Source organism: Candidatus Pelagibacter sp. RS39 (assembly GCF_002101315.1).
Classification (GTDB): Bacteria; Pseudomonadota; Alphaproteobacteria; order Pelagibacterales; family Pelagibacteraceae; genus Pelagibacter.
Map to the genome: position 1 here is coordinate 994,928 of NZ_CP020777.1, position 12,890 is coordinate 1,007,817.

10 protein-coding genes are annotated in these 12,890 nt (G+C 25.9%); 3 read left to right on the top strand and 7 right to left on the bottom strand.

What is annotated here, in order from left to right:
- The first annotated feature begins 41 nt into the window (after positions 1-41).
- Complete coding sequence (gene fumC, locus B5L73_RS05365) at positions 42-1,430, top strand: class II fumarate hydratase (RefSeq protein ID WP_085148930.1); 1,389 nt, start codon at positions 42-44, stop codon at positions 1,428-1,430.
- Here the strand turns inward: fumC and B5L73_RS05370 are convergent.
- Positions 1,418-2,983, bottom strand: coding sequence for a hypothetical protein (locus B5L73_RS05370; protein WP_085148933.1), 1,566 nt, complete (start codon positions 2,981-2,983; stop codon positions 1,418-1,420). The two genes, fumC and B5L73_RS05370, sit on opposite strands and share 13 nt — an antisense overlap.
- Positions 2,984-3,014: 31 nt before the next feature.
- On the opposite strand from B5L73_RS05370, the gene B5L73_RS05375 reads away from it, so the two are divergent.
- Complete coding sequence (locus B5L73_RS05375) at positions 3,015-5,051, top strand: ATP-dependent helicase (protein WP_085148936.1); 2,037 nt, start codon at positions 3,015-3,017, stop codon at positions 5,049-5,051.
- Positions 5,048-6,745 (top strand): aminopeptidase P family protein, encoded by a 1,698-nt coding sequence (locus B5L73_RS05380; protein ID WP_085148939.1) that lies wholly within the window; start codon positions 5,048-5,050, stop codon positions 6,743-6,745. The genes B5L73_RS05375 and B5L73_RS05380 overlap by 4 nt, the downstream gene beginning before the upstream one ends.
- On the opposite strand, the gene ligA is transcribed toward B5L73_RS05380, so the two are convergent.
- From ligA to B5L73_RS05410, 6 genes are all read right to left on the bottom strand, one after another.
- Positions 6,738-8,759 carry an NAD-dependent DNA ligase LigA gene (ligA, locus tag B5L73_RS05385; RefSeq protein ID WP_085148943.1) on the bottom strand — a complete coding sequence of 674 codons (2,022 nt, stop codon included), beginning with the start codon at positions 8,757-8,759 and terminating at the stop codon, positions 6,738-6,740. The two genes, B5L73_RS05380 and ligA, sit on opposite strands and share 8 nt — an antisense overlap.
- Before the next feature lie 3 nt (positions 8,760-8,762).
- On the bottom strand, positions 8,763-9,596 hold the full coding sequence (locus B5L73_RS05390; RefSeq protein ID WP_085148946.1) for an outer membrane protein assembly factor BamD: 834 nt from the start codon (positions 9,594-9,596) through the stop codon (positions 8,763-8,765).
- A 48-nt stretch (positions 9,597-9,644) separates the two neighbouring features.
- Entirely contained in the window at positions 9,645-10,565 is a 921-nt protein-coding gene (lpxC, locus tag B5L73_RS05395) for a UDP-3-O-acyl-N-acetylglucosamine deacetylase (protein ID WP_085148949.1), read from the bottom strand.
- A gap of 63 nt (positions 10,566-10,628) precedes the next feature.
- Positions 10,629-11,330 carry a hypothetical protein gene (locus tag B5L73_RS05400; protein ID WP_085148952.1) on the bottom strand — a complete coding sequence of 234 codons (702 nt, stop codon included), beginning with the start codon at positions 11,328-11,330 and terminating at the stop codon, positions 10,629-10,631.
- A complete protein-coding gene (locus B5L73_RS05405) occupies positions 11,320-11,913 on the bottom strand; it encodes a cell division protein FtsQ/DivIB (protein WP_198150116.1) in 594 nt (197 codons plus the stop codon). The genes B5L73_RS05400 and B5L73_RS05405 overlap by 11 nt, the downstream gene beginning before the upstream one ends.
- 61 nt (positions 11,914-11,974) lie before the next feature.
- On the bottom strand, positions 11,975-12,889 hold the full coding sequence (locus B5L73_RS05410) for a D-alanine--D-alanine ligase (protein ID WP_085148958.1): 915 nt from the start codon (positions 12,887-12,889) through the stop codon (positions 11,975-11,977).
- Position 12,890: the final 1 nt, after the last annotated feature.

The following is a 12,890-nucleotide window of genomic DNA, read 5'->3' on the forward strand; positions in this document are numbered from 1 at the left end:
AGTTATCTATTTTTTAATATATAAATGTAGGTAAAGTATCAATGAAATTTCGTAAAGAATTTGACAGTATTGGATCTATAAATGTTCCTAATGATAAATATTGGGGTGCCTCTACACAAAGATCAAAAAAATATTTCGATATTGGAGATTTTTTAGTTCGACCAATTTTAATAAAATCTATAGCAATTATAAAAAAAGCAGCAGCAATAGTACATTTTAAAGAAAAACAACTTCCCAAAAAAATTTCTAATGCGATAATTGCAGCCTCTAATGAAGTCATCATTGGAAAACTTGATGAGCACTTTCCACTTAAAGTTTGGCAAACCGGATCTGGAACCCAAACTAATATGAATGTTAATGAAGTTATTGCTAATAGAGCTATTGAAAAATTAGGAGGGAAAAAAGGTTCTAAAAAACCTGTTCATCCAAATGATCACGTAAATAAATCTCAATCCACGAATGATGTTTTTCCAACTGCAATGCATATTGCTATAGCAATAGAAACAAAAAATAAATTATTACCCTCTCTTAAGTTGCTAGACCAAGAGCTTAAAAAAAAAATATCAAATTTTAAGAATATCATTAAAGTAGGAAGAACTCATTTACAGGATGCCACACCACTTTCTCTAGGTCAAGAATTTTCAGGTTATCAATCGCAAGTCAATGACTGTATTTTTAGAATTAGCATGGCTTTAAAAGAAATTTATTCACTCGCGCAAGGAGGTACTGCTGTAGGAACTGGAATAAATAGTAAAAAAAATTTCGACAAAAAGGTAATTAATGAAATAAGAAAAATTACAAAACTTCCATTCAAACCTACAAAAAATAAATTTGCAGCCTTAGCAGCACATGACGAAATCGTTAACTTCTCAGGCACTTTAAATACTACTGCAGTTAGCTTAATGAAAATTGCTAATGATATTAGATTTCTTGGTTCTGGTCCAAGGGCAGGTTATGGAGAATTGATTTTACCTGCAAATGAACCAGGTTCATCAATAATGCCGGGAAAAGTTAACCCCACTCAATCAGAAGCTGTTACCATGGTATGTGTAAAAGTGATAGGCAACCATAACGGTATAACAATGGCAGGATCACATGGTCATTTTGAGTTAAATGTATTCAAGCCTTTAATTGCGCATAACATTTTACAATCAATTAGTCTTTTATCTGACAGTATTAAAAATTTTTCACTTTATTGTGTTAGAGGATTAAAAGCTGATAAAACTAAAATTAAAGAATATTTAGACAATTCCTTAATGTTGGTAACTGCACTCGCGCCACATATTGGTTATGACAACTCAGCTAAAATTGCCAAGCTAGCACTTAAAAATAAAACGACACTAAAACATGAAGCACTAAAATCTAAACTTATAAGTGAAAAAGATTACAATAGAATTATTGACCCTAAAAAAATGATTTATCCTGCATAAACTAGAAAGAATTTTTTTATAAAATTTCTTATAGTAACTTTATTAAAAGCATCATTTTTACTTTTATTGTATTGATTTAGAAATTTATCAATTTTTTCAATAGATTTATTATCAATTCTCAAATTATTTATATTTAATTTATCTAAGGTAAGATCATACACAAAATCTAACCTTATTGTTTTAAAAACATCTCTATAGTTTCTTTTTATTTGAAAGTATCTGAAAAATTTTTCTATGTCATTAAAGTTAAATATAATTTCACCAACTAATTTCTTACCGTCCGTATCATTTAAAAATTCTATTTCATTAGATTTTATTAAAACAGAGTCGTTCCATTGAGTTTTAAAATTTTTTATTAAGATTCTTCCATCACCTAAATGTATTTTTAAAATAAAATCTTTTAAGTATTCAAATTTATCAATTTTATCAATATCAATATTTATTGATGCATTCAAATTGGGATTATTAAGTAATTCTGAGTCAATTAAATCAATTAGCAAAGATTCACTTTGAAATATTTTTTTTTGACTAATGTAGTTAAAATTTAAATCTGTTGAAAAATAAAATGGTTTAAAATTTATCTCACCGCTAAAATCTTTATCTGAGGAGAAAAAATTTAAAGAATTATCCCTAATTTCATATCTAAATAAATTTCTTTTATTGATTGTCGTAATATCAAAAAAACCACTCATTTTGTCTTCATCATATTCAACAGAAGTTTCAATATCTAATCTTATTTTTTTTGAGGATAATTTTATATTTTTATCTTCATTAAAAACATTTCTTGAAATATCTAATTTGAAAGGAATATTAAATACTTTGAAAGTTGATTTTACTTTTTGAAAATTATTCACATCATCATAAAAAAAGTTAAAATCATTTATTTTGGACAGAAACAATAGATCATCATTTTGATCTTTATAAAAAAATTTAGATCTTTTAAAAATAAAATGATTTTCTTTATCAGAACTATTTAAAGCTTTGAGAAAAAAATCAATATTATTAGAATTAATATTAAATTCTGTATCCTGAAATACTAAATCTTTTGTTGAGATATTTTCTGATAAAAAAAAATTATTAAATGAAATGTAAAATTTTACATATCCTGAATTAGCTATAACTTTTTCATTATATTTAATATTTAAATTTTTAGTATAAAAGAATGGCTTAGGAAATAATCCATATTTTACTTTTTCATTAAATTCTATGTTAATATCGTAACTGTCTGAAATATGATTTATTAAAGAAGTTTTAACATTTTCATCTTTGTAAAATACTGGAATTAGAAAATAACTAAAAAAAAGTAATACTAAAGACGCTATAGAAATAGCTACTTTGTTATCTAGATAATAAAATTTTTTCTTGCTCTGATTGTATTTCTTTAAATTTCGAATTTTATCAAAAAAACTTTCAATCTTGTTATCTAGGTAATTTAATTTTTTCTTTATAGGTGCGTGCTTATTAGAACTTTTAAATTTACTAAAAAAGTTATCTAATAACCCATTAATTGGTGATAATATTTTTCTAAACTTTTTTTTATTAAAATTAAACATAAACTGACTGTCTTATAATTAAATTATTCAAATGGTAAACTCTGATTATCTAAAAAATCTTAACGAGGCTCAAAAACAAGCAGTCTTAGCTTTAGAGGGACCATTATTAATTGTGGCTGGGGCTGGATCTGGGAAAACAAAGGTTTTAACTAGTAGGATTGCACACATAATAAAAAATAAAAACGCTTACCCCAATCAAATTCTTGCTGTGACATTCACAAATAAAGCAGCAAAAGAAATGCAGAATAGAGTAAGTAAAATTTTAGGATCATCTGCTATTGGTTTGTCTTGGCTTGGAACATTTCACTCAATATGTGCAAAATTACTGAGGAAACATGCACCAGCTGTAAATCTAAATTCAAATTTTACAATTATTGATACTGACGATCAAATCAGATTGATTAAAAATATTTGTAAAGCAGAAAATATCGATGTCAAACAGCTTGCACCAAGATATGTCATCGCAATTATAGATAAATGGAAAAATAAAGGTTTATATCCAAATGAAGTAAAGATTAATTCTAAAGATATTTATGAAAAAACAATCTTACCTGTCTACAAAATTTATCAACAGAAACTGATCGAGTTGAATGCCTGTGATTTTGGAGACCTAATCTTACATTCAGTTAAAATTTTAGAAAAAAATAAAGATATTAGAGACATTTATTCTAAAAATTTTAAATATATTCTTGTTGATGAATATCAAGATACAAATTTTATACAAAGTCGGTGGCTCAATTTATTAGCAGAAAAAAATAAGAATATATGTTGTGTGGGAGATGATGATCAATCAATTTATAGTTGGAGAGGAGCTGAAATTAAAAATTTTCTAGATTTTGATAAAATTTATGAAAATACCAAAATAATAAGACTGGAAGAGAATTATAGATCTTCAAAAAATATTTTGTCAGTTGCCTCTTCTTTAATCTCTAATAATCAAAATAGAGTTGGTAAAACTCTTAAATCTACAATGGATGAAGGTGATCTCATAAAATTAAATTGTTTTAAGAATGGAAAAGACGAAGCAATAGGTATTTCAGATGAAGTTGAAAACATAAAAAAAAAATATTCTCTTAATAATATTGCAATTTTGGTAAGAGCTATTTTCCAAACGAGAGAATTTGAGGAAAGATTTTTAAAAATTGGTATGCCTTATCGAATTTTAGGGGGAATTAAGTTTTATGAGAGAGCTGAGATAAAAGATTGTGTAGCCTATTTAAGATTGATTAACCAAGAAAAAGATGATCTGGCTTTCGAGAGAATTGTAAATAATCCCAAAAGGTCTATCGGTGAAAGTACAATTAAAACAATACACGAATACTCAAAAAAAAATAAAATTAGTTTAGAAACTTCATCAAGAAAAATGATTGAGAAAAATTTGATAAAACCAAAGGCAAAAATAGGTTTAACTTTATTTTTAGATTTAATTTCTAAATGGAGAAATGATTTAAAAATTAAAAAATTTAATCATGTAAAATTATTACAAATTCTTTTAGATGAGTCTGGATATTCTGCAATGTTAAAAAATAAAAAAGATCTTGAAAATGAAAATCGTTTAGAAAATATCAAAGAATTATTGAGTGCAATGAAAGAATTTGACAACTTAGAGAGTTTTTTAGATCATGTATCACTTGCAACATCTATTGATCAAGATTGGGAGGGTGAAAAAATCAATATGATGACTATGCATGCTGCCAAAGGATTAGAATTCGATGTTGTTTTTTTACCTGGTTGGGAAGAGGGATTATTTCCTCATCAAAAATCGATAGAGGAAAAAGGACACAATGGTTTAGAAGAAGAAAGAAGATTAGCTTATGTGGGAATTACCAGAGCTAAAAGAAATGCAATTATCTCCTTTTCAATGAATAGGTTTTATCAAGGTGATTGGATAGATAGTATGGCATCAAGATTTATTGATGAGCTTCCAGAAAATAATTTAGAAAAAAATTCATATTTTGATGAGAGCAAAGATACATTTGAGGAATTTGAGTTTAATCAAGATTTTGAGCTAGACGATGATTCTAAAAGAAGTCCTGGATGGATTCGATATCAAAAGAGAATTAAATGATAAAAAAGAGAATAAATAAACTCAGAAGTAAATTTATAAATTATGGAATTGATGGATATGTCGTACCTAAAAACGACGAATTTTTTTCCGAATATTCTAATAAAGATAGGCTTAAATTTATCTCAAATTTCACAGGATCTGCAGGTTATGCGGTAATTTTAAAAAATAGAAACTACCTTTTTGTTGATGGAAGATATACGATCCAAAGTAAAATAGAGAGTGGTAAAAATTTTAAAATTTTAGATTATTTCAAAATTATTAATACAAGTGTTTTTAAAAATTTAAATTTAGGAATTGATCCTTCATTGTTTACCTCGAAACAAATTCAGAATTTTTTTTTGAAAAATAATAAAGTTACTATCATAAAGGAAAATCTTGTTGATAAAATTTCAAAAATAAAGAGTAAAAAAAAATCCTCATTTTACTCAATTGATAAAAGTATAACTGGCGAGAGCCATCACAAAAAAGTTTCTAGGGTCTCATCTTTTCTAAAAAGAAATAAATATGATTATCTATTTATTACTGCACCAGAAAATATTGCGTGGTTATTGAATATTAGAGGATACGATAGTCCAACAAGCCCAATACCAAATAGTAATCTTTTACTTACAAAAGAAAAACAAGTTTTCTTAATTGTTGAAAAATATAAAACAACAAAACTTTTAAGTGAGAAAAAACTTAAACAAAGCCAGATAATTGATCCAAGGTATATATTAGATTTTTTCGATAAATTAAAAAAAGGAACTATTTTAATAGATGAAAAAACATGTTCTTTATATTTTGAAAAAGTAATTGAAAAAAAATTGAAAATAAAAAAAAAAGAAGATCCAATTTATTTTCTCAAGTCTATAAAAAATAAAATTGAGATAAAAAATATGATTAACGCTCATGTCATAGACGGAGTTGCATTAACAAAATTTATTTACTGGATAAAAAATTTAAAAAAAATGAATATAACCGAAGTTGATGCTCAAAATAAATTAGAGCAAATTAGAAGAATGAACTCAAAATATTTATTTCCAAGTTTTAAAACTATTGCAGGTAGTGGAAAAAATGGGGCAATAGTTCACTATAGAGCTACCAAAAATAATACAAAGCTAATTAAAAAAAATGAAATATTTCTATGTGACTCGGGTGGTCAATATAAATATGGTACAACAGACGTAACAAGAACTATCTGCTTTGAAAATCAAAATAAAAATATAAAGAATATTTTTACAAATGTTTTGAAAGGACATATTGCTGTTGCTCAAACTGATCTTAATAAAAAAAAAACTGGAAAACTTATTGATAAAGATGCGAGAAAATTTCTTAAAAAAGACCGCCTAGATTATAGTCATGGCACAGGACATGGAGTTGGTTTTTTTCTGAATGTTCATGAAGGACCTCAATCTATCTCGAAATCTAATTCAGTAAAAATTCAAGAGGGCATGATACTTAGTAATGAACCGGGTTACTATAAAAAAGATAAATTTGGAATACGTATTGAAAATTTAGTATATGTAAAAAAAATTGGAAGAAAATTAGGTTTTGAAAATTTAACTTTAGCTCCAATAGAAAAAGAATTAATCAATTTTAATCTCCTAACTAAACAAGAAAAAAACTATCTTTTTAATTATCATTTAAAAGTTTACTCAAAAATATCTCCATTTTTAAATAGAAATGAAAAAAAATGGTTAGCAAGTTTTATTTAAGCATCTTTAACCAAGAAGATTGGTCTAAAATTTTTACACCTAAATTTTTTGCTGCATCGACTTTCCTATTAGTTGGTTTTTCACCAATAATAAGATAATCAAGTTTTTTTGTAACATTGCTGACTATTGATCCTGAATTTTGCTCAATTAAAGATTTTGCCTCAGAACGGCTCATGTTTGATAGTTTGCCTGTAAACATAAATGTTTTATTGCTTAATGGACCACCAACTTTGGGCTTTTCTACATCTTTAACTTCAAGTAATTCATTCAAATTTTTTAATACCTTTAAATTTGTCTCATTGTTGAAAAAATTTTTAATTGAATTTATCTGAGTTTCGCCTATTCCATCAATATTCATTAGATCATCAAAATTACTTTTTTTTGAGAGTGCTAAAAAATTTTTAAGTGATTTTAAATTCTTAGCTATGATCTTAGCATTTTCTAAACCAATGTGTCTAATCCCTAGAGCATAAATAAATTTTTCAAAAGAAATTTTTTTTCTTAAATTTATCGAATATCTTAAATTAGCAACTGATTGCTTACCCCACCCGTCCAAACTTTCGATTTTTTTAAAATCAAGTTTGAATATATCTGGTGGGAGTTTGACTAAATTCAAATTCCAAAAATTTTCAACTATCTTTTTACCGAAACCCTCGATGTTAAAAGCTTCTTTTGAGACAAAATGTTTAATTTTCTCTATAGACATTTTTTTACACTCATATCCCTCACTAGAGCATCTTCTTACTGCATCTTCTTTTTTAGTCGTAAAGTTAAAATCTTTAATAGTTTTTGATCCACAAGATGGACATTTAAGAGGAAAATTAAATTTTTTTGAATCCTTATTCCTCATTTTTAGATCTACAGAAACTACATGTGGTATTACATCCCCAGCTCTTTCAATTAAAACTGTATCATTCACCCTTATGTCTTTTCTATTTATTTCCTCTTCATTATGTAAAGTTGCATTAGAAACAACTACTCCTCCAATATTTACAGGATTAATTTTTGCTACTGGTGTTAATGCACCAGTTCTTCCAATTTGAATCTCAATATCATTTATCTTTGAAATTCCACTATTGGCTGAAAATTTATGAGCGATAGCCCATCTTGGGGCATTAGCAACATTACCCAATCTTTTTTGAAGATTAAATTCGTTTACCTTATAAACAATGCCATCAATATCAAAATCGATTTCACCTCTTTTTTTTTCAATTTCTTGGTAATTAGTCATTAAATTTTCTATTTTTTCCAAGGTTTTATTTAAGGGATTGGTTTTAAAACCCCACTCTTTTAAATTTTCAAGATACTCATTTTGTGAAACTGCTTTCAAACCTTTTTCATGACCAAATGTATAGGCAATAAATTTTAATGGAATTTTTTTTGTTTCTTTAGGATCTTTTTGTCTTAAGGAGCCAGAGGCAGCATTTCTTGGGTTTGCAAACTTATTTTTTAATTTTTCAAAATCGCTATTTTGGATAAATACCTCACCTCTAATATCAATTTCTCTTGGAAAATTTTTTGACTTAATCAGATGCGGAATATCTTTTATAGTTTTTAAGTTTTCTGTTATATCTTCTCCTTCTTTTCCATCGCCCCTGGATAGACCAGTTACAAATTTTCCATTTCTGTAAATTAATGACGCCGATATGCCATCTATTTTAGGCTCAGCGCTGTATATTATCCTAAAATCATTACCTTTATTTAAAAAATTCAAAATTTTTTTTTCGAAATTTATTAAATCATCCTCTGTAAAAGCATTACCCAGAGACAGCATAGGAACGGAGTGTTTTACTTTCTTGAAGACTTTGGATGGTTTAAAACCTACTGAATTAGATGGAGAGTTAGTACTATTTAGAAATTTATTTTTTTTTTCTAATTTAATTATTTCTGACTTTAATTTATCAAACTCCTGATCATCAACTAAAGGATTATTTAAATCATAATAATGCTTATTATATTTTTGAAATAATTTTATCTTCTCTAAATAATCTTCAAAAATTCTATTATTAGACATTTTCTAAAAAAGACTCTTAATTTTACTTAAAATTTTACTTTTTTCTTTTTTATTTTCAGGAACTTTAATTTCAAATTTTCTATTAAAAATTTTATAAGTTTCTTTATACCACTCTCCTGAATTATAATTGTAACCTAATAACGAAGCATATTTAAGCGACTCCTTCTCCATGCCTAATTTGTAATAAATTTCTACTAATCTATGTATTGCTTCCTCTACATGAATTGTAGTCTCATATTCTTTTAAAACATTCTTGAATCTATTGAGAGCAGGTATCCATTTTTTTTTCTTAATATAATGTCTGCCGATATAAACTTCTTTAGCGGCGAGTACATCGTCAATTAAATCAATCTTAAATTTAGCATCATAAGCATAATCAGTATTAGGATAATTTTTAATTACAAAATTAAATTCTTTTTTAGATAAAAGTAGAGGGGCCAAATCTTTTTTTTCACCCTCAATAGTTTCATAATAAACTATTGCTAAAAGATAATGTGCGTAGGCTTTATTTTTGTCATTGGGATAAGTTTTAAAATATCTTTTGATATTTTCGATTGCTAAACTGTAATAGCCCTGCATGTAATATGAATAAGAAGCCATCAAAACTGATTTGGGTGCCCATTCAGATTGTGGAAATAAAATTTCTGCTTCTAAAAATTTTTTACTTGCAGCAAAGTAATCACTCATTTCAAATAGATCCATGCCTTTCTCGTAGGCTGATATCATTTCTATTTTTTGGTCTGTCTCTTTAATTAATTTTATGTTTTTAGTTTCTTTGCTACATGAATAAAAAAATATTAGAGAAAAAATAACAAAAATTATTTTTAATTTGTACATCTAACGAACTATATAGATTTTAGATAAAATTATAAGGATGAATTTTATTTATGCTATTGATCTTAGCAAACTTCTATTTATTAAAGTATGAGGTAGTGTTCTTTCTTGAATTTCTATAATAGAAAAATTATCTTTATTACTGAATACTTCTCTCAACAAGCTATTAGTTAAATAATGTCCACCTTGAGAACAATTAATACTAGCTATCATTCTGTATCCACAAGTATAAAGGTCACCAATGCAATCTAGTATTTTATGATTAACAAATTCTTTTGAATTCCTTAAACCTTCTGAATTTAATACTTCCTCACCTTTTACAACGACTGCGTTATCTAGACTTCCACCTTTGGCAAGACCATTTTTTTTAATTTTCTCTATATCTTCATAAAGACAGAAAGTTCTTGATTCAAAAATTTCAGTCAGATCATCTTCATAAACATTTTTTTTATTTCTTTGACTTCCTATAATCTGATTTTGGTATTTTAATTCAAAATCTATATCCAGACTTAATTTTGAAGGCTCAATTGAAATAAATTTATCACCATTTTTAAATTCTATTTTTTTGTTGATTTTAATTATCTTAATAGGTTTGTCACTTGGCTCTAAACCTGCTGCTAATATTTCTTCAATAAAAACTTTCGCTGATCCATCTAAAATCGGCACTTCCTCATTATCAATCTCAATCAATGCATTATCAATTCCAATTCCAAATAAAGCCCCCATTAAATGCTCAATAGTTGAAACTTTCACTCCATTACTATTACTGATGGTGGTATTCAAAGCTGTATTACTCACATTCATAAAATTTGGGTAAATTAGATTGTTGTCTTTTAAGTCTATTCTTTTGAATACAATGCCAGTGTCTGGAATTGATGGTTTGACACAAATCTTAGCTGGTTTTCCAGAATGAAGGCCGACACCACTGAAGGATACTGGATTTTTAATAGTTTTTTGGTTTAATAAAGACACGTAGAACTTTTAGTATGGTAATCTTTAAATTTAAAAACAACAAATATTACAAGAAAATACAAGCTAGTTAAAAAAATTAAAGAATCTCTCAAAAAATCCTAATTTTTTTGAGTATTTGTTTGTGATATACACCTCATTTTGATTAAAACCATTTAAGATTTTTTGAGCCATCACATACAAATTATCATTTTTATCATCTAAAAAACTATTTAAATAATCTAGGCTCAATATTTTATCTAAAGATATTTGGTATTTTCTAAGAACATCCTCAATAGTTTTTGAGATCCTTTTAGGTATACATATATAACTGACTTCAATAGAAAGATTTTTACAATTTTTTTTTTCTGGTAAAGTTTCAAAGTAAGTTCCATCAATATAAAACTTATCAATCTTCATATGAAGAATATCAAGATCTTCTAGGGTTTTGTTACAGCAACTTTTTGCTTCTAATATTAATTTATTTATAGAATTAGAATTAATTATAATATTATCAAATTTATTTTTAATAGATAAACGAATTGGAAAAATATTCTGATGATCAATAATCAAAAAAACATTTTTGACAAATTCATTAAGTTTTTTTTCTACCTTAAAAATATTTTCATTAAGGAAATTGTCTAAAAAATCTAACTCGATTTTATTATTTTGATTATTTATTAATGTTTCTCCTTTATAAACGAACTCATTAGAAGAATTTATTGCAACAATTGTAAATTTATTAACCCCTAAAAAAAGAAAAATCTTATTTTCTAAATTATTTACCATCTAATATTATTTGATCTTTTTGACGGAAATCAATTACTATTTCGTTCTTGAATTTATCTTCATTAGATAAACGAACAAACAAGTTTAGATCTTTTTTTACATCATTTCTTGATAATTTTATAAAATATCCCTCTGATGTTTCAATATCCCATCTTTTTGATTTAAAATAATAAAGTTTTATTATTTTTTTAAAATCAAAGTTTGATTTATCAACTTCATTCTTAAAATTTAGAAATTCTTCAACATTTAGATCACCGAACACAAATGGCAAACTAGAACTTGAAAAATCATTCAGAATTAATTTTCCATTTGATCCAATAAAATAATTTGAACCATTTTTTTTTGTTTGTGCAAGTATTTTTGTTTCCTTTATAAATATTCTTAAAGTTGAAGGATAATTTTTAAAAATTTCAAAATGCTCAATAATATTAATTGAATCAATTTTTTTTTTTAAATATTGTTTATCTATATGAAAAATATTTTTAAAATTTGCATCATTAATAATACTTTCAATTTTTTTTCTTTCATCTAGATTGAGACCAATAATCTCTATTTTATTGATTTTTGGAAAATTAAAATTCACCAATGAAATATTGTTTATTGATACAAGGAAACAAAATAGTAATAAGTAAATTATAATTTTTTTACTTATTAATAGATGCATCTTTTAAAATTAACTTAATTAGATTTATGAAATTAATTCCAATATACGCTGATATCTCTGGAACTAAAGATAGTTTTGTCATACCAGGCTGTGTATTAATTTCTAAAAGATAAAATTTACCCTTAAAAAATTTAAAATCTGATCTTGTAACTCCTCTACATCCCATCAAATTATGTGCTTTTAAAGTTATGTTCATAAGAGCTTTGTATTTTTTTTTTGGTAAATCTACTGGAATAATATGTTCTGTCTTAGCATTAGAATTATACTTTGCTTGATAATCATAAAATTTTCTCTTAGGTTTTAGCTCGATCGCTCCAAGTTTCTTTTTACCAATTATGGCTGATTGAATTTCTCGTCCTGGAATAAATTGTTCAATCATTACTTTTTTGTAATCTTTTAAGAATTTTAAGTTTTTTAACAAATTATTTTTAGTGCAGATGTACACATTCACACTAGAGCCTTCATTAATTGGTTTAATTACAACTGGAAAATTAAATTTTTTTTTTACAAAACTTATGAGTTCCTTATTCGTTTTATTAAAATTATAAATAAAATATTTAGGTGTCAAAATTTTATTTTTTAAAAATATTTTTTTCGAAATTTCTTTATCCATTGCCTTGGCAGAGGCAATAACACCTGAATGAGTATAAGGTATTCCTACTGTTTCTAAGATTGTTTGTATATATCCATCTTCACCAAACTGACCATGTAGAGCATTAAAGATACAATTAGGTTTAAAGTCTTTTATTTCAGATAGTAAATCTTTATTGGGTTCACATGATCTTACCAGATAATTATTTTTTTTTAGTTCTTTAGCAACCTGTTTTCCAGTCTCTAAGCTAATCATTCTTTCCTTAGAAATACCACCAGAAATTATCAAAATTTTTTTTTTCAAA